At 45.4% G+C, this 20,485-nt stretch carries 14 protein-coding genes; all 14 read left to right on the top strand.

The features are described from left to right. Positions 1-23 precede the first annotated feature (23 nt). The gene (locus tag CPIN_RS34885; protein WP_012794610.1) at positions 24-1,532 is read left to right on the top strand and encodes a hypothetical protein; all 1,509 of its coding nucleotides are present in this window, start codon (positions 24-26) and stop codon (positions 1,530-1,532) included. Between the two features lie 282 nt (positions 1,533-1,814). Further along, a complete protein-coding gene (locus CPIN_RS34880; RefSeq protein ID WP_052306938.1) occupies positions 1,815-2,336 on the top strand; it encodes an RNA polymerase sigma-70 factor in 522 nt (173 codons plus the stop codon). A 96-nt stretch (positions 2,337-2,432) separates the two neighbouring features. Continuing rightward, positions 2,433-3,398: a FecR family protein gene (locus tag CPIN_RS34875; RefSeq protein ID WP_012794608.1), complete on the top strand. Its 966-nt coding sequence runs from the start codon at positions 2,433-2,435 to the stop codon at positions 3,396-3,398. Positions 3,399-3,600: 202 nt separating this feature from the next. Beyond that, on the top strand, positions 3,601-7,170 hold the full coding sequence (locus CPIN_RS34870) for a SusC/RagA family TonB-linked outer membrane protein (protein ID WP_012794607.1): 3,570 nt from the start codon (positions 3,601-3,603) through the stop codon (positions 7,168-7,170). A 32-nt stretch (positions 7,171-7,202) separates the two neighbouring features. Further along, complete coding sequence (locus CPIN_RS34865) at positions 7,203-8,813, top strand: SusD/RagB family nutrient-binding outer membrane lipoprotein (RefSeq protein ID WP_012794606.1); 1,611 nt, start codon at positions 7,203-7,205, stop codon at positions 8,811-8,813. A gap of 22 nt (positions 8,814-8,835) precedes the next feature. After that, positions 8,836-9,456 (top strand): hypothetical protein, encoded by a 621-nt coding sequence (locus CPIN_RS34860; RefSeq protein ID WP_012794605.1) that lies wholly within the window; start codon positions 8,836-8,838, stop codon positions 9,454-9,456. A 9-nt stretch (positions 9,457-9,465) separates the two neighbouring features. After that, positions 9,466-12,198 carry a M14 family metallopeptidase gene (locus CPIN_RS34855; RefSeq protein ID WP_012794604.1) on the top strand — a complete coding sequence of 911 codons (2,733 nt, stop codon included), beginning with the start codon at positions 9,466-9,468 and terminating at the stop codon, positions 12,196-12,198. Continuing rightward, complete coding sequence (locus CPIN_RS34850) at positions 12,195-13,640, top strand: amidohydrolase (RefSeq protein ID WP_012794603.1); 1,446 nt, start codon at positions 12,195-12,197, stop codon at positions 13,638-13,640. The genes CPIN_RS34855 and CPIN_RS34850 overlap by 4 nt, the downstream gene beginning before the upstream one ends. 5 nt (positions 13,641-13,645) lie before the next feature. Beyond that, positions 13,646-16,417 carry a M14 family metallopeptidase gene (locus tag CPIN_RS34845; RefSeq protein ID WP_012794602.1) on the top strand — a complete coding sequence of 924 codons (2,772 nt, stop codon included), beginning with the start codon at positions 13,646-13,648 and terminating at the stop codon, positions 16,415-16,417. 89 nt (positions 16,418-16,506) lie between these two features. Then, complete coding sequence (locus CPIN_RS34840) at positions 16,507-17,073, top strand: hypothetical protein (protein ID WP_012794601.1); 567 nt, start codon at positions 16,507-16,509, stop codon at positions 17,071-17,073. Positions 17,074-17,093: 20 nt separating this feature from the next. Then, positions 17,094-17,723 (top strand): DNA-3-methyladenine glycosylase, encoded by a 630-nt coding sequence (locus CPIN_RS34835; RefSeq protein WP_012794600.1) that lies wholly within the window; start codon positions 17,094-17,096, stop codon positions 17,721-17,723. 68 nt (positions 17,724-17,791) lie between these two features. Continuing rightward, a complete protein-coding gene (locus tag CPIN_RS34830) occupies positions 17,792-18,946 on the top strand; it encodes a tetratricopeptide repeat protein (RefSeq protein WP_012794599.1) in 1,155 nt (384 codons plus the stop codon). Further along, on the top strand, positions 18,946-19,533 hold the full coding sequence (locus CPIN_RS34825; protein WP_012794598.1) for a Crp/Fnr family transcriptional regulator: 588 nt from the start codon (positions 18,946-18,948) through the stop codon (positions 19,531-19,533). Before CPIN_RS34830 ends, CPIN_RS34825 begins: the two co-directional genes overlap by 1 nt. Before the next feature lie 27 nt (positions 19,534-19,560). Then, a complete protein-coding gene (locus CPIN_RS34820) occupies positions 19,561-20,196 on the top strand; it encodes a hypothetical protein (protein ID WP_012794597.1) in 636 nt (211 codons plus the stop codon). The last annotated feature ends 289 nt before the right edge of the window (positions 20,197-20,485 follow it).

The following is a 20,485-nucleotide window of genomic DNA, read 5'->3' as shown; positions in this document are numbered from 1 at the left end:
TGCAATCTTTTAAATCTTACATAATGCGCATTCTATATCTCTATGCTTTATTGGTGTTATGGAGTGGGGCTGTAATAGCTCAGAAAGTCACCTATACAGACCTGGAACGGGACGATTACAAAAGCACGGAATTCGAAATCATCGGAAAGGTATCCGGAAATATCATGGTCTACAAGAGTGATAGAGGAGACTATGCCATTTCTATCTATGACAACGCCCTGCAACTGAAAAACAGGGTGAAGCTCGACTTCCTTCCGAAAAAACTGATCAGTGTGGATTTTATCAACTACGCTGACAAGGTATTTATGATATACCAGTTCCAACGGAAGGATGCCGTATACAGTTTCTGTGCTACGATGGACGGCGGCGCCAATTTCACCGGAGCGCCGATTATGGTGGATTCCACCCGTATCGGATTCTATACCAAGGAGAATAAGGTCTATTCCGTAGAGTATTCGGAAGACAAAAACCGTATCATGGTCTACAAAATCAACCAGGATAAGGAAAATGACAATGTCTTCTATACCTTCCTTTATGACAGCTCCTTTCAGCTGATCAATAATGCCAGGGTCTCGTTGCCGATGGAAAATAAAAGGATCTTCCTCAGCAACTTTAACCTGACCAATGAAGGCGACCTGCTCTTTAACAAACTGGAACGTACCAGCAACAGGGATTATATCGTCAGCGGCAGCCTGATTGTCAAGAGAGCAGTAGTGGATTCCTTTAGCACGGTACCTATGGTACTCAAAACACAGTTGCTCGATGAAGTGAAAATGAAGGTGGATAATAATAATAAAAACGTATTGGTAACCGCCTTTTACTATAAACAGAAGCGAGGAAATGTGGAAGGGCTGTATGTCAGCAAATATGACTACGTAAAGAGTCAGCAGCTGTTTGAAAAAGAAGTGGTCTTTACACCGGAACTGAAGGGGAATGCCAAAGGTGACGCATCCACGAGCGCAGCATTCAATGATTACTTCATCCGTAAACTCATTAATACCAAAGATGGTGGTTTCCTGGTGACGGCAGAGTCCTATTACACGACTTCCCGTACGCAGCCCTGGAACCGCTGGAATTATATGTATGGCCCTTACGGGATGTACACGCCGTACTATTATTCTCCCTACTCGCCTTTCTACTATAATCCGTGGTATAATAACTATAACTCCCAGGACCGTTATCACTATGACAACGTAGCCGTACTGTCCCTGGATAATGAAGGTAACCTGCTCTGGAGCAATTTCGTGCATAAAAGCCAGTATGACGACGGTTCTGACCTCTACCTGTCTTATATGATGGTGAACATCGGCAGTGAACTGCGCTTCCTGTACAACGAACTGGACAGACGCAGCTTTATGATCACTGACAATAGTGTACAGCCTGATGGTAAGAGCAGCCGTAAACCAACACTCCGTAACCTGGATAAAGGCTTCACCTGGATGCCCCGCTATGGTAAACAAATCAGTTCCCGCTCCGTACTGATCCCCTGCATTAACAGAAATTATATCTGTTTTGCGAAGATCGATTTCTAAATGTGCCTGAGCATCAGCTTATATAAAAAGACGGTAACGTTGGTTACCGTCTTTTTTTTGCGCCCATATATCAGGAGATAAGTGCATTTCCGATGAACAACTCCCACAGTGATTTACTTAGAAGTAGTAGTTTTTGATGGGGAATAGAGAATATTTTCAGGTTATGCTATGATTTCTTTACTTTTTTTTGTTTGTTTATAGTATCAACCAAGTTCTGGATCGCTAAAACTCTACATTATCAGAAATTATAATACATATGATGATGCAGCGTTAACTGACCTGTTGCAGACAGGTGATATGGCCGCCTACGAGTGTATCTACAACAAGTACTGGCCGCTGTTATATGGCTATGTGTATAATCGCCTGAAATCAAAGGAAATAACGGAAGAAATTGTCCAGGAGGTATTCTTCTCTCTCTGGAACAGACGGGCAGCGCTGCAGCTCACACAGACACTCTCTGCCTATCTTTATACGGCTGTCAAATATCAGATCTTCAATTACATGAAGGCCGATAGGGTACGGAAAACCTATGCGGGTGCTTTTTCCCGCTATAACGAACAGCTGCAGGACAACTCGAATGAAGAATACATGACCTATGCTGACCTGGCAAATGCCGTAGAAAAGGAAGTTTCCCGCCTGCCTGAAAAGTGTCAGCAAGTGTTCAGAATGAGCCGGAATGAGCATCGCTCTATCCAGGATATCGCTGCTGCTTTAAATATCTCTCACAAAACGGTAGAAAACCATCTGACAAAAGCCCTGAAGCACCTGAGACTGGCTTTCCGGGAATATTTCTGGCTTTTTTAGATTTTTTTGTTTTTACAATAGGTGTTTCGTCTTTCCTGGTTTACATATATATAGCAGGGTGCTGCCGTCGTACACTAAAACAAGCCTCAGATACTGATGGATCACAAGGAATTCAAACAATTACTGGACAGATATACCAAAGGTCTCCTCAATCAACAGGAAATGGAACGCCTCGAAAACTGGCTGGATGCAATGGAGGATAAGGCCGCATTTGACAGTCTGGATAAAGAGGAATTGTCGGCATCTCGTGAGGCCATGTTCAGTCAGCTGACCCGACGTATACAGCAACCCTCTGATACAGTACGTTTAACCACTTATAAACGTACGCTGGCCGTAGCCGCCGGTATAGCAGCCATCGTAGTGACAGGCTATATCTGCCGTAAAAGTATCCTGGATATTGTTGCACCGCACAGAACGACATATGCTTATAATAAGCAAGGATACATTACCAAACAGATCCTGTCAGATAAGACGATCGTGTGGCTGAAAGGAAATAGTAAACTGGTCTTTCCGGCGAAATTTGAAGAGGATCAACGCGCCGTGACCCTGGAAGGAGAAGCCTTGTTTGAAGTCAGTAAAGATGTGAAAAGACCATTCATCGTTAGCTGCGGATCACTGACCACACAGGTATTAGGTACCAGTTTTAATATACGTAGTAATAAAGAGGGAGAAGTTGCTATTTCTGTGCTGACCGGCGCTGTGGTAGTCGGTTCAGATGCTACCCGGAAACAGATTGTACATACCAACGAAAGCATCGTGTATTCGGAAAAACAGGCGTCCGTCGTCAATGTACATCCCTCACGGAAAGATATACACGAATTTATAAACGGCACAGAGTACGATATGGCATTTAATGATGCCAGTATGCATAACGTTATACAGAAGATAGAAAAGAAGTTCGAAGTTAAGATCAACCTGGAAGATACCGCTATTCTAAATAATGTCATTACAGCGGACATGACCGACCAATCACTGGCACACACCATGGAGATGATCAGCCAGGCACTCAACCTGGACGTCAGGATCAACGATAAGATGGTATCACTACGAGCAAAAAAATAAAAAAATGAACTGTAATTCAACCAAAATCAGGAAGTATCACACTAAAAAAAATCGCCTATGATCAAAACAGCCAACAGTAAAAGACCCGGCAGCCGCTAAGCGTTGCCGCTGAACATGATGCCCCCTGCGAAGCCGCGTAGCAACGTGGCAGGGGAATCCCTTTGTCTCATTCAACCAGAAATCTAACAAAGAAAACAGGCCTATGCGCAAAAATGTAAAGACAAATGCTTTTGTGAACAAATCCGTCATCATTACTTCGCTGACAACTGTGGTGACGTTTTTTACAGGCATCCAGAATGTCTGTGCACAGAATATCCTGCACAAAAAGATCTCTTTGCAGGCTGACGATATGAGCCTTAAAATGGTGTTGAACCAGATCCGCTCTAAAACCGATGTGAAGTTTGTATACAGTTCCGATCATATCGCGATGGACAGGAAAGTCACTGCCGTTGCTAAGGAAGAAGAACTGGGTAAAGTACTCGATAAAGTACTGGGCAGACTGGATATCAAATATGTCGTGAATGAAGATTTTATTATCCTGAAAGAGAAAAGTGAACAAGTCAATATACCGTCACTGCCTGTACCTGCTGCGGATACAGTAATTAAAGGAAAAGTATTCAGCGAGAGCGGAGATCCGTTTCCGGGCTCTACGATCGTTGAAAAAGGTACCAGTAATGGCGTCACTTCAGGAGGCGACGGTTCATTTACTTTAAAAGTAAAACAAGGTGCTACGCTTGTTATTACAGCTATCGGTTATCATGTCACAGAGATCAGTGCTGCGCAGGCAGGCACGATTAAATTACAGGCAGCTGTAAAGCAATTACATGATATCGTTGTAACGGCCGCCGGTATCGCACGTCAGAAGAATAGCCTGGGGTATTCTGTCAGTACTGTTGGTGCTGAGAAGCTGGCACAGAAATCTGAACCTGATCCTGTACGTGCGCTGACCGGTAAAGTAGCCGGTGTAAATATTCAATCAGCGGGTGGCGTAGCGGGTGGTGGTACCAATATTACCATCCGTGGTAACTCTTCGCTGAATGGTAATAACCAGCCGCTTTTTGTAGTAGATGGGGTTCCATTTGATAACTCCAGTTTTGCGAATGTGGGTTCTTCTTCTGTCGGTGGTGTGGGTGTAACAAACCGCGCCTTCGATCTCGATCCTAACAACATACAAAGCATGACCGTACTGAAAGGTGCAGCAGCTGCCGCTTTGTATGGATCAAGAGCCGCCAATGGCGCGATTATTATTACCACAAAAGCCGGTAAGAAGAAAAGCCGTAAAGGCACTGAAATAACTTATAATACGTCTTATGCGATTGAAGATGTGGCCGGTTTGCCGGAGTATCAAACCCGCTACGGACAAGGAACAAATAATGACTACAGACAAGGTGTATATGCTTCCTGGGGCCAGCCATATGAAGGTGTCAGCAGCATGTTGCCAACCCGCTCCACTATACCGCATCAGCTTACCCGTCAGTTTACCTCCGCTGTCTTCCCTGAGTTTTATGAAGCAGATGGCGTCACTCCTATACAGGTACCTTATAAATCTTATGCTAAAGAGAATGCTAAAAACTTTTTCAGAACAGGTAGTGTATATGAGAATGCCATCACCATTTCTTCCGGTAGTGAAAAGGGAAACTTTAACGCAGGGTTTTCAAATACAGATAACAGCGGCGTAGTGCCGGGTAATGAAATCAAACGTACGTCCGTGAATATCGGTGGGAATATCCGCCTTGAAAATAAATTCTATGCCAGTGGTTCCATCAACTATGTAACTACCCGTCAGAAAACACCGCCGGTAGGGGGACTGACAGGTTCTATCATGTCTACACTGATGTATGTTCCGACCAGTTACGATCTCACCAATTATCCATTCGAAAACCCGATAGATGGCAGTAATGTGTATGATTACACAGGTGTGGATAACCCTTACTGGTCTGTGAAACACAGTCCGAGTAAAAGTGACGTGGACCGCTATTATGGTAACCTGATCATAGGTTTTGATCCTTTCTCCTGGTTGAATGTACAGAACACAATTGGTTTTAATGCTTATACAGACCGGAGACTCAGCGTAAGAGGAAAAGGTTCTGCTTCCTATGCAAACGGCAGTATCACCAGTGATAATATTTACAGACAGGAACTGGATAATACACTCCTGTTAACAGCAACCCATGCGCTTACACCTGATATCTCCGTCCGCGCTATCCTGGGTAATAATGTGAATCAGCGTTTAACAGACAGGAAAGCTTTTTATGGTGATAATATCATCGTAGCAGATCTGCATGATATGAACAATACCAGTTCCGTGACCGGTGTACAACTCACTAGCAACAGGAACCTGTTAAAGCAGCGCTACTATGCTTTCTTTACAGATATCACCTTTGACTACAAGAACTTTGCTTCCTTGAACCTGGTAGGTCGTAATGACGTATCATCAACATTGCCTGCCAACAACCGCAGTTATTTCTATGGTGGCGTGAATGGTTCATTCGTCTTTACGGAGGCATTACATCTAAACAAGGAGATCCTCAACTTTGGTAAAGTAAGAGCAGGTTATACACGGGTTGGTAATGAAGCTTCTCCTTATCAGACAGCGAACTTTTACCAGATCAATGCGATACTGGGAGGAAGTACCACACCTTCCAATGTAGGCCTGCCTTTTACACCTGCCAATGGTGCTACGTATAATATCGTTACACAATCGAATCTGCTGACCAACAGTAATCTCAAACCAGAGTTCATTACAGAACTGGAACTGGGTGGTGAATTACAATTCTTCGACAATCGTATTGGTATCGACTTTACCTACTATAACAAGCGTAGTACGTCACAGATCTTCGAAGTGACAGCTGCTCCTTCTTCCGGTTATACTACCCAGATACTTAACCTGGGTGAGGCGACCAATAAAGGCATTGAGATCGGATTTACAGCAGTACCTATCAAGACTGATAAAGGATTCAACTGGGATGTGAATGCCAATTTCACGCGTAACCGGAATTTGATCAAAGATCTCGGTGGATATGAGCGCTTCAGCTATGGGGGTACAAACGGTACCAGCAGTGTACATATTGTAGGACAACCTTATGGACTGATACAGGGTACTGCCTATGCACGTGATGAGGAAGGGAATATACTGATCGATCCCAGTTCTGGTAAACCACTCGCATCCGGTGCGTTAAAAGCGATTGGTAATCCGAATCCTGATTTTATCCTTGGTATAGCGAATACTTTCAGATTCAGCAGTATTACCCTCAATGTATTGTTTGACTGGAAACAGGGTGGACAGATGTATTCCAACACCGTCGGACAGATGCTGTCCCGTGGGGTGACAAGAGATACCGAAGAACGCGAATTCCAGATCGTATCGCCTGGTGTATTAGGAGATATTAACACGCTGACTGCACTGAAAGATGAACGTGGTCAGAAGATCCCTAATAATGTAGCCATCTCATATGAAGATCATTTCTTCAATGGCGGTATGGGACCTGGTGGTTTGAATGAAGGCTCTATCTTCGATGCCACCGTATTCCGTTTACGTGAAGTTTCTCTTGCGTTTGAGTTCCCGAAAAGTTTCCTCGGTAATACACCATTCGGTTCCGCCAGCATTTCATTGTCAGGCAGAAACCTCTGGTACAATGCGCCTAATTTCCCTAAGTACAGCAACTTCGATCCGGAAGTGAGTTCACTGGGTGTGGGTAACTCACAGGGATATGATAACCTGTCGGTACCAACTACCAAGCGATTTGGTGTCAATTTAAGGTGCTCCTTCTGATAAGGGATATTCATCACTCAACTGACTTCATTATGCAACTGAAACATACAACATATACATTACTGGTAAGCGGCATTGCACTGATCGCAGGCGCCTGTAATAAGTTTGTCGATATCAACACCGATCCTAATAACCCTACTACCGCACAGTTGTCTTTATTGCTGCCATCCACAGAAGTATCTATGGCTGCTAATATGTACGAACTCAATAGCGGTACTTCTACCTTCATGCAACACATGGTGTCTTCTGGTGACCTGAGTCGTTATCAGCAGCAGGGGACTAGTTTTGATGATCCCTGGGATGGTTTCTACAGTCAGACACTGAATGACCTGGAATCCATTATTGCCAGCGGAACAGCTCAACAGGAGTGGGGCTATGTCAGCATTGCAAAAATTGAAAAAGCCTACCTGGTGAGTCTGATGGTAGATATGTGGGGAGATATCCCTTATTCGGAAGCAGAGAAAGGACAAGAGACGGTGAGTCCGCCACTGGATAAAGGTGTGGATATCTATGAAAATGTACTGACGCTGATAGAAGAAGCCCTGCAGGATGCAGGAAAAGTAACAGCGACTACGCTGGTGCCTTCCAGTGCAGATATGATTTATAGCGGACTGAAAACATCCTGGATAAGTTTGGCCAATTCCCTGAAACTAAAGCTGTACAACCAGATAAGACTGGTGGATCCGGCAAGATCAACAGCTGCTATCCGGGGATTGATCAGTAATCCGGCTACACTGATAGGCGGTACAACCAATTCTAATACGACTGATTACACACTCAGGTTTGGTGCTGCGCAAAACCCTAACAACCGTCATCCGTGGCATCGTTCAGAATATCAGTCCAGCAAGAACTTTTACATGTGTCAGTCATTTATTGATTTGCTTTTCAATAATGACGATCCCCGTTTGCGCTACTTTATCTATCGCCAGAATGCAAGCGCTGGTCTGAATAACTCTACTAACAGTAATGGTTATTACGGCCGTAATCCCGGAGATGGTACTGCTGCTCCGGCTGACCTGAACAGACGTTCTACTTTTGGCGTCTTTCCTGCCGGCGGTTTGTATGATAATGCGCCTATTAACAACATTCCTGATACCTACAGTTACCTGGGTAATACGGGCGCTACCGCAACATTAAAAGTGGTCGCTACTTCTGATGGTACCGGGGCAGGCGTAATACCCTTGCTGACCAATGCGATGGTAAAACTGATCCGTGCAGAAGCCGCGCTGGCATTAAATACAGGCGATGATGCACGGCAGAATTTTGCAGATGGTATTACGGCGCATCTCAATAACGTGAGTACTTATGGCGCTGCCAATGGTGGTGTGGCATTGTCTGCCGCTACGATCAGTGGTTTTGTGAATAAACTGCTGACAGCCTATGATGCAGCTGATGCAGCCGGTAAGATGAATATGGTGATGACCCAGAAATACATTGCCTGTTACGGAAATGGAATGGAGGCATATAATGATTATCGCAGAACAGGTTTGCCGGTATTACGTGCGCCATTGTCTCCGCTGAATGCCTTCCCACTGAGACTCTACTATTCGCAGACAGAACTATCCGCTAATACAAGTCTGGGAGAGAATGCCAGTGCCATGCAAATCGCACAACAGACAACGCCTGTATTCTGGGATAAATAACTATCACGCAAAATTGTAACACATGAGATATCTGATAATAGCTATACTGATTATCTACGCGGGGATTAATTCGTGTAAAAAGGCTGATTATGAATGGGAGCAATATGAATATACTGCTGTACCTGTTGTAACGATCGATACGACAAAAACAGCATTGCCTACCAGGCAGGCAGGTAAGGTCGCTTTCTTCAATCTCAATGATCCGGCACTGGCTGATCAGACGTTTGCTTTCTCCCTCAATTGGACAGGCTTTGAGAAAGCTGTTGTGAAATCTATTGAGGTATATAGCAGTTACAATAAAGCAGAGTCCAGTGTGCCTGCTTATCCATTGGTGATCTCTTCGCCGGGTAATCAGTATCCGAATATTGCACAGTTTCCATTACCGAGTATTATCGGTACAAAGGACAAATTATATGAGACGGTGACAACCTTTCCCAAATCGTATTCCTTTACAGCGGCGCAATTGGCGGAGATGAATAATGTGTCGCTTGGAGTTGTAGCAGTAAATGACTATTTTCTCTTCAAGTTTATACTCAACCTGGAAGATGGCCGCAGAATAGTCACATTCTTTAACAATATATGCGATGAATCACGTGGAGAACCCGGCGACTGCAGAGTAGGTGTAAGATTCAAGAAACAATAAAACTGACTTATGGCAAGAAAATTCTACGGTATGCTGTCGCTGCTGCTATCCGCAGCTACGGCCTGGGCACAGACAGTGCCTTCTCCAAAAGAGCATTTTGGTTTTAACATTGGCGATGATTATCAGCTAGCCACTTACACGCAAACAGCAGCTTATTTCAAGAAGCTCGCGGCGTCTGATCGTACGGCTCTGGTGGATATCGGTATGACAGAAGAAGGTCGTCATCAGTATATGCTGATCGTATCTGCACCTGAGAATATTAAAGCATTGAACCGCTATAAGGATATCTCACAAAAGCTGGGACATGCTCTTGGTCTGACAGATGAAACTGCCCGTCAGTTATCCGCGGAAGGAAAAGCCGTCGTGTGGATAGACGGTGGACTACATGCAACAGAAACAGTCGGTGCGCATCAGCTGATCGAAACAATGTATCAGCTGGTAACGCGTACGGATGCGGAGACGATGAACATTCTCCAGAATGATATTATCCTTCTGGCACATGCGAATCCTGATGGACAGGAACTGGTATCTAACTGGTATATGCGGACGGCTGATCCGAAGAAAAGAGCCTTGAATATTCCCCGTTTGTATGAGAAATATGTAGGCCATGATAACAACAGGGATTTCTACATGATGAACATGAAGGAGAGTCAGAACATCAGCCGGCAGTTGTTTGTAGAGTGGATCCCGCAGATCATGTATAATCACCATCAACGCGGACCAGCAGGGTCTGTGTTAGCAGGACCTCCTTATCGTGATCCTTTCAATCATATTTACGATCCGCTGATCGTAACAAGTATAGATGCCGTAGGCGCAGCCATGAATAACAGACTGAATGCAGAGAATAAACCCGGTTATACACAAAGGAACGGATCTACTTTTTCCACCTGGTGGAATGGGGGGCTGCGTACTACGCCTTACTTTCATAATATGGTCGGCTTGCTGACAGAGATTATCGGCGGACCGACACCTGAAACAGTGCCTTTAGTACCTGACAGGTTAATTCCCAATGGCGCGACACCGAATCCGATTGTTCCGCAGGAATGGCATTTCCGTCAGTCGATCGATTATTCTGTATCGCTGAACTATGCGGTACTGGATTACGCGGCGCGTTACAGAAGTGAGTTGTTGTTCAATATTTACCGCATGGGTAAAAATGGTATTGACCGTGGTAGTGCTGATCACTGGACGTTCTATCCGCGTTACGTAGATTCAATTCGTACTGCCTACAAATTTGATAAAAAGAATGATTCTACTACGGAGGGAGAAACAGGTGGTGGAGAGTTTTCCTTTGGAAAAGAAGATACCATTGCTACAAAATATTATGCAGGTGTATTGAAGAATCCTGATTATCGTGATGCACGTGCATATATCATCTCAGCAGATCAACCGGACTTTCCGACCGCTGTGAAATTTATCAATGCACTGAGTCGCTCAGGCATTACTATTCACAAGGCGAGTGCTCCATTTAGTGTAGATGGTAAACAATACCCTGCAGGATCTTATGTGGTGAAAACAGCACAGGCTTTTCGTCCGCATGTGATAGATATGTTTGAACCACAGGATCATCCGAATGATTTCCAGTATGTTGGTGGTCCGCCGATACGTCCTTATGATGCTGCCGGATGGACATTGGCATATCAGATGGGGGTACAGTTTGATCGTATACTGACAGCGTTTGATGGTCCTTTTGCACAATTGCCTTATGGTCAGGTAGAGTCGCCTTTGTCAACAACATTGCCTGTTGCGAAGAAAGGCTATCTGATAGATCCTGCTGCTAATAATGCATTCATTGCGGTGAATGATCTGCTGAAGGCAGGTGTTAAAGTATCCCGTACTGATAAAGGTGTTTTCTATGTACCGGCAGGTGCGAAGAGTGAAAGCGTATTAAGTAAGGCGACAACAGAACTGGGTATTCTTGTTAGTGCGGCAGATGCTGTACCTGCTAAGCTGAAAGCGGCAACGCCTTTGCGTATTGGCATCTGGAATACCTATGGCGGTTCTATTCCTGCGGGATGGTTGAGCTGGTTGATGGAACAGTATCATTATTCTTATAATTTCCTTTATTCACAGGAAGTGGATAAAGGTGATCTGCGAAAGAAATATGACATGCTGATCTTCGTGACAGGTGCTATTCCTGATACCGGTAAACCAAAGAAGAGTGATTACTGGTTTGGTAAGTTGCCTAAGCCAGAGGAGTTATCAGATGAATTTAAACCATGGCTGGGCAGGATCAATAAGGATACGTCTATTCCACAGTTGAAGAAATTCCTGGAAGCAGGTGGAAAGATTGTTACGATCGGTACCAGTACCAATCTGGCTTATCATCTTCAACTGCCTGTGGAAAACGCATTGACAGAGAAGAATAAGAAAGGCGAACTGAAGCCATTGCCAGGTACAAAATATTATATCCCGGGTAGTCTGTTGATTGCAGATCTTGATACGACGGCAGCGGAGAACTGGGGGATGCCTGCGAAGAATGATGTATATTTTGACAGAAGTCCGGTATTCAGGTTTACAGATGGTGCTGCCGGCGCCGGTATGCGTAAGCTGATCTGGTTTTCTACGGAGACGCCGTTACATAGTGGATGGGCCTGGGGACAACAATACCTGAAAGGTGGCATTGCGGCATTCTCTGTGCCGGTAGGAGCGGGAACACTGTATGCATTTGGCCCGGAAATCACTTTCCGGGGTCAGTCGCACGGTACATTCAAATTACTGTTCAATCAACTGTATAAATGAGAAAACTGATCATTCACTTATTAAGTTGTTTGCCTGTGCTGGCGATGGCACAAAACAAAGACAAGCAGGAGATCACCGCATATCTTGATAAACAATCCGCCACCTATGCAGATATCTCAAAGAAGATCTGGGGATATGCGGAAGTTGGTTACCAGGAGGAGAAGAGTTCCGCCTTACTGGAATCTGTATTGGAAAAGGAAGGTTTTGCGGTGAAGAAAGGTATTGCCGGTATTCCTACTGCTTTTGTGGCTACTTATGGTAGCGGTCAGCCGGTGATCGGTATACTGGCTGAGTATGATGCATTACCTGGTTTGTCGCAAACAGACGAGCCACAGCAACATGCAATAACAGAGGGTGGCGCCGGGCATGGATGTGGGCATAACCTGTTTGGAACGGCGTCTGTTGCGGCAGCTGTCGGTGTGAAGAACTGGTTGAAAGAACATAATGGCAAAGGCACGATCAGGGTATATGGTTGTCCGGCGGAAGAAGGCGGTTCAGGTAAAGTCTATATGGTCAGAGCAGGACTGTTTGACGATGTGAATGCCGTATTGCACTGGCATCCTGGTAATGATAACTCTGCTGCGACTTATCCCTGGATGTCTAACAAGAATGCAAAATTCCGCTTTTATGGAGCAGCATCACATGCATCAGGTGCGCCTGAGAAAGGCCGTTCTGCATTGGATGCAGTGGAAGCGATGGATTTTATGGTAAATATGATGCGGGAGCATGTACCTGATCATACACGTATTCATTATGTGATCACGAAGGGAGGAGACGCGCCGAATGTGGTACCTGCCTTTGCGGAGGTGTATTACTATGTACGTCATCCGGATATGCAGGTAGTGAAAGATGTATGGGAGAGACTGGTGAAAGCAGCAGAAGGCGCTGCCATGGGTACAGGTACGACGATGAAGTATGAAGTGATCGGCGGTGTGTACAACATGTTGCCGAATGAGGCATTATCCAGGATGATGGATACCAATCTGCGGCAGGTGGGAGGATATACCTACACATCCGAAGAACGAGCATTTGCCAAAAAAATACAATCAACTTTAGTGGATCAGTCAAAGTTGCCTGACCTGGATAGGTCCACTGCTACTGTACAGCCTTTCGCTATTGAGACCGGCATCCGTGGAGGCGCTTCTTCAGATGTAGCGGATGTAAGCTGGGTAACGCCTACTGCCGGTATTTCTACGGCTACTTTTGTACCGGGATCTTCCGGTCATAGCTGGCAGAATGTGGCGGCAGCCGGTATGAGTATTGGTACCAAAGGGATGATGATTGCGGCGAAAACAATTGCCCTTACTGCCTATGATCTGTTCAACGATCCTGTTGTGCTGACAACAGCAAAAGAAGAACTGAAAACGAGACAGGGACCTGCTTTTAAATATGAAGCCATGCTGGGTAACAGAGAACCTGCATTGGATTACCGTAAAAAATAGCGACTATGAGATATACCTTCAAGGGCTGGTTGCTGATGGCTGGCATGATTGCCCATTCAGCTTTACAGGCCCAGACCGTGCCATCACCCAAGCAACATTTCGGTTTTAATATCGGAGATGATTATCAGCTGGCCACTTATACACAAACGGCTGCTTATTTTCAGCAACTGGCAGCATCCGACAGGGTGAAGCTGACAGATATCGGTCTTACAGAAGAAGGCCGGCATCAGTATATGCTGGTGATCTCTTCTCCTGCCAATATCAAACAACTGGATCAGTATAAAAAGATTTCGCAGCAACTGGCCAGGGCGGAAGGTTTGACGCCTGCGCAGGCAAAGGAGTTGTCAGAGAAAGGAAAGGCTGTTGTATGGATCGATGGTGGTTTACATGCGACGGAAGTCGTAGGCACACATCAGCTGATAGAAACTGCCTGGCAGCTGATCAGCAGGAATGATCCTGAAACGATGCGTATACTCGATAACGTGATCATACTCATGACACATGCGAATCCTGACGGACAGGAGCTGACGAGTAGCTGGTATATGCGCAATGCAGATACCCTGAAACGTTCAACAGATCAATTACCCGTGTTATATCAGAAGTATATAGGGCACGATAACAATCGTGATTTCTATATCATGAACATGAAAGAAAGCGCCAACATGGGAAAACAATTATTCCTGGAGTGGATGCCGCAGATCATGTACAATCATCACCAACGCGGGCCGGAAGGTTCTGTACTGGCAGGACCTCCGTATCGCGACCCTTTCAACTATTTCTTCGATCCGCTGATGATTACAGGTATCGATGCACTGGGTGCAGCGATGTATAACCGTCTGAATGTGGAGGATAAACCTGGTTATACGCGACTGAATGGTTCGAGTTTTTCTACCTGGTATAACGGCGGACTTCGTACAACAACGCAGTATCATAATATGATAGGTTTGCTGACGGAGATCATTGGTAATCCGACACCTGAGAAGATACCGGTAGTGCCACAGCGCCTGATTCCTAACGGGGCAACGCCAAATCCGGTAAGACCAACAGGGGACTGGCGCTTCAGAAGATCCATTGATTACTCTGTATCATTGAACTATGCTGTGCTGGATTATGCAGCCCGTCAGCGGGATGAGGTATTGTTCAATATCTATAAGATGGGTAAGAATGCGATTGATAAGGGTAATACAGATTCCTGGACATTATCACCTAAGAGAGCTGACGCGATTACTGCTGCCTATAAAAAGGCGCAGAATGATACGACTAAAGATGATGGCAGTGATCCATATGGCTGGATGAGAAGAGGCAGTAATATTGGTATGGAGTATTATGATGCGGTGTACAGGAATCCTGCGGAAAGAGATCCGCGGGGCTATGTTATTCCTGCCGATCAGCCGGATTTTGCCACTGCTGTGAAGTTTGTGAATGCCCTGATTAAAGCAGGCATTGGTGTACAGAAGGCGTCGGCCGCTTTTATAGTAGCAGGGAAACAATATCAGGCGGGGTCTTATATCGTAAGGACGAATCAGGCTTTTCGTCCGCATGTGCTGGATATGTTTGAACCACAGGATCATCCTAATGACTTCCAATATCCGGGAGGTCCACCTGTTCGTCCTTATGATGCGGCAGGATGGACCCTCGCTTTCCAGATGGGCGTAAAATATGACCGTGTACTGGATGATTTCAGCGGACCGTTTGAGAAACTGCCTTACGGGGAGTTGCAATCGCCGGCTGTTTTATCCTTTACACCGGCTACCGGTGGCGGTTATCTGTTGAGTGCCCAGGTGAATAATGCGTTTATAACGGTGAATGACCTGATGAAAGCAGGTGTGAAGGTGTACCGTTTGCCGGAGGGACAGGATGGTATGGGGCCAGGTACTTTTTTTGTGCCGGCGGGAGCACAGGCGAATAGTATCCTGAAAACCGCCGCTGCGCAATGGGGCGTAGCCGCCAAAGCAGTGAGCAAGCGTCCAAAAGGCGCTACGGAAGCTACCCCTTTGCGCATTGCGTTGTGGGATAACTATGGAGGGTCTATGCCGTCAGGTTGGATCCGCTGGATGATGGAGCAGTATCATTTCCCTTTCAGCCTGGTTTATCCGAAGGATATAGATGGGGGTAACCTGAAGCAGCGTTATGATGTGATCGTGTTTGTAACAAGGGCGATTCCGCCGGTAGGGGGAGAGGATAATAACAGGAATGCTTATCGGCAGACGCAGCCTGCTGCGGCTGATATCCCGGAGCAATACCGGAATATGTTGGGTAAGATCTCAAAAGATACATCCATTCCTAAACTGAAGGAGTTCCTGGAAGCAGGCGGTACAGTGATTACGATTGGCAGTAGTACCAATCTGGCTTATCATCTGGCTTTACCTGTGCATAATGCCTTGGTAGAGAAGGGGAAAGATGGTAAAGAGACCCCTTTGCCGGGAACGAAGTATTTCGTGCCGGGCAGCATTTTACAGGTGACGTTTGACAGCACGCAGTCTGCCGCCTGGGGTATGCCGGCTGTAGGCGATGTGAATTTTGATAATAGTCCGGTATTCCGGCTGGACAGTGATGCTGCTTCCAGGGGGGTACATCCGATTGCCTGGTTTACCACGGATAAGCCTTTGCGTAGCGGATGGGCCTGGGGACAATCTTACCTGAAGGATGGCGTGGCTGCTTTTGAGGCGCCGGTAGGCAGGGGGAAGCTCTATGCCTTTGGTCCGGAAATAACTTTCCGCGGGCAGTCACATGGCACTTTTAAGCTATTGTTCAATGGTTTGTACGGACAAAAGTAATAGAATGACCGAGTGATGATAAAGACCGTCTCATGTTATATGGGGCGGTTTTTTTATTTTAGTACCTTAGAAGAATAACAAGCGTTCACATGGAAGAATTTTATGATGCCGCCTCTGAGAAATACAAGAAGTATTTATTGCAGGTAGTGTATAACGACGAGACTTATTACACCGTATCCGGTGCTGACCTGTCAGATAATGAGGCCACCCGGCTGCTGACAGACGCGGATGGCAAGATTTGCCTGTATGCCGACCTTCCTTCTCTGAGAAAGGGTATAGAGGCGGGTGTTGTTACTTTTGACACCCCGAATCTGCAGGCATGGGGAAAAGATATCAATGAAACGGATACCGCTTACACGGGCGTTGATTTCTTTTCATTGAAATCGGAACACCTGGAAGCAGACGATGATCCTTTGCTGTATGAGATTTATGGCGCACTGGGCGTTGTAAGAGATTATGCGGAACAGGAGAACGCCACGGAGTTGTTAACTCTGCTGGACAGTCCGATTGTAAATGAATACATGGAAATCTGTGCAGATCTCTTCCTTTGGTCGTCAGATACGGATTCTTTCAGAGAAGACTTTGATTTTAATGCATTTGTGCCTGTGTTAGGTCAGATTTATACGCTGCTCGAGCCCCGTTTGAGAGTTGTTTAACGGAAAGGGACAAACTGAACTTGCATACCATCGCTTATCAGAAATTAACATCCGGTTTTTACAATCGTCCTGATGTATTGACGATCGCCCGTGAATTGCTGGGAAAGATCATTGTGACCAGCTTTAACGGAGAGCTGACTGCTGCCCGTATTGTGGAGACGGAAGCTTATGCCGGTATAACGGACAAAGCTTCCCATGCATACGGCGGCAGGCGTACGGCACGTACGGAAGTCATGTACAGGGAAGCCGGTACTGCTTATGTATACCTATGCTACGGCATTCACCAGTTATTTAACATTGTTACTGACGAGACAGATATTCCTCAAGCCATTCTGATACGGGGAGCAGAACCCATTACAGGGATCCCTGTGATGCTACGTCGTACAGGTAAGAAAGTGGCCGATTTTACCCTGACCAGGGGGCCGGGTAATGTTTCCAAAGCATTGGGCATTACACTTGCCCATACAGGGGAATCTTTGCTGGGAGATGATTGTTATGTGGCTTCGGACGGTTTTGTACCTGCCGCCGGAGATATTATTGCCACACCCAGGATCGGCGTAGATTATGCCGGTGCAGATGCGTTGTTGCCCTACCGTTTTATAATCCGTAACAATAAGTATGTCAGTGGGAAAGTGGTGAAAATTGCGTAGTTGAACGGGAATGATTTATCTTTAAATTATAATTTTTTTTAAGGGACAATCTCAATACCTATATTGTTATGCGCAAATTATTACCCCTGATCGTAACATCCTTTTCGTTTACAGCCGTATTGGCTCAGAGCAGTAACCAGGAACAGGCGATCGCCAAAAAGAATGAGGCGATTGAATTAATGGACAATGGGAAACTGGCTGAATCCATCACATTGCTCAACGAGGCCCGTAAACTGGATCCGACACAGATGGACATTGTTTATGAGCTGGCGCTGGCAAAATATCAGCAGAAGGACTTTAACGATGCGATAAAAGATCTGAAATATCTGATCAAGCAACATGCTGCCAACGGGAGAGTGTATGCGATGCTGGGGAATGTGCAGGATGACATGGGAAAGCCGGAAAAAGCGATTGACACGTATGACGAGGGACTGAAGCAATTTCCGAAGGAAGGCGCTTTGTATGTGGAAAGAGGTGTTATGGAGCTGAAAAAAGGGAATAATGATGCGGGACTGCATTTTTTTGAAGATGGTATTAAGAATGCGCCTATGCATTCTTCCAACTACTACCGGGCAGCTAAACACTTCCTGGATTCCAAAAATGAGGTGTGGGGAATGATCTATGGAGAGATCTTTATGAACCTGGAAAGAGGGTCTAAGCGTACAGAGGAAATCAGTAAATTGTTATACTACACGTATAAAGGTGAGATAAAATTCGAGTCGGATACGGCAGCTTCCGTGAGTTTTGCAAGCAACAATATTGAGCTGCGGTATGACCCATCCAAGAAAAAGAAAGGGGATTCCGACCTGGCGATGCAGCTATTGTCTTCCTTCGGCGGACTTTCCTACGGAAATACAGTCTATGAGAAGACGCTGGCCCTGGCGGTTGTGGGAGAAAAAGCGATCAATGTTGCATCCCTGCACCGTATACGTACAAAGTTCCTGGAGCAGTATATTGCAGCAGGATATGACACCAGTTATAATGTAGTCTTGTTTGACTATCAGAAAAAGGTAAAAGATGCCGGTCATTTTGAGGCATATAACTACTGGGTACTGGGTCAGGGAGATGAGAATGTGCTGAGTGAGTGGGTAGGTGATCACAAGCAGCAATGGGATGATTTTATCAAATGGTTTAAAGAAAACAGGATTCAGATAACAGACGAAAAGAGCTTTTCCCGGATAGGATTAACTGTATCGGGGGCTTTGAAAAAGGATTCGGAATAATGACAGAAATGGAATTGCTGGAAAAGACACTTAGCGCCTTTGCGGGAATGCCTGCAAAGGACTTCGCTATGTCTTTACCTAACTGGCAACTGAGGGAATATAAGAAGGGAGAATTTTACAATGAGTATAAGAACGTATGTAAGCACCTGGGATTTATTATCAGTGGTGTATTCAGAACATACCATGTCAATATAGAGACGGGCGAGGAGAAAAACCTGCTTTTTTTCAGTGAAAAGCAATTCGTAGCGTCGTACAAGAGTTTTCTGACGCAGACACCTTGTAATTATTACACAGAATCTTTAGTAGATTCGTCTATTCTGTATATACATATCGATGACCTGAACAGGTTATATTCGGAATCGCATCAGTGGGAGCGTTTTGGCAGATTTATAGCAGAACTTGCGTTTAATGAGGTGATGGACCATACGGAGGATATGATGTTCAAGACGCCTGAACAGCGTTATCAGCAGATGCTGGAGCGGCATCCTGGCATATTTAACAGTGTACCTTTATATCATATTGCTTCATACCTGGGTATCCAGGGGCCATCATTGAGTCGTATACGGAAACGCCTTTCCGGGAAATAAGCTATATACCATATCTCATATCTTATCATGAATAGACAACTATGCCTTGTCCTGCTATGCACAACTTTGATCATCAGTTTATGCAATCTTACGGGCTGCCGTCATCAGGAGGCGCCTTCAGCCAAAGCTTACTTTAAGGGTACTGTCAGTCCGCAACTGAACCAGGAGGTACTGGAAGGAAAGGTCAGGGAATTTTTTGACTGGTACACGAGCCATGTAGACGGACTGGTTGATATACAACTTGTAGATAACTCCGGGGTGGAGGACACAGGTTTATACAGGGTTAATTTTGACAGTACGGCTGCTTACCTGCATATACTTGCGGAGGCAGGGATTTTTACCCACGATTATGTAGCCGACAAAAACGAATACTTTCATCTCTGCGACAGTAAGATCCGCCAGGATAGTGTGCGTACGGAGACGCCATATGGTTTTGACGCCGACCTGATCCTGCTGAGTCAGGAGTATGAGGAGGACATTTCCAATTTCAGTCAGGCCACTTTCAGCAATTATGCAGAGACGGAAAACGGGGCATCTATTGATGTTACGATTGTGTATACCCTAAGGATCGATTTTGTGATTCAGGGGGACCGGCTGTTGATTGACAGGATTGATGTGGTCACCCCGGAAGAAGGGACGACTACTGAGACGGGGCAACCATGATATTATCATTGATGGGCTGTCTGGTTTCTTATGCCGGTATGTTATTAGTCAGGCTATAGTTATCCTTCGTTCATTCTTCCGTTTCGAACGAAGGAGCGGATGAAGGATAACTATAAGAGGGCTATTATAAAGAGATAATAAAGCCGCTTTCTGAAGATTATATATTAAATATTAGTAGATTACCTCAGGTTTTATACCAGCCGAACAGGCATTTTGTCCTGAATGCCCCTTATTATCTGAAAAAGTACTGTTGACATGCTTCATATACGACGTTACACAACGCATCTAT

It is taken from the genome of Chitinophaga pinensis DSM 2588, assembly GCF_000024005.1.
In the GTDB taxonomy this organism is placed as follows: domain Bacteria; phylum Bacteroidota; class Bacteroidia; order Chitinophagales; family Chitinophagaceae; genus Chitinophaga; species Chitinophaga pinensis.
This window is presented reverse-complemented; position numbering and strand designations above follow the sequence as displayed.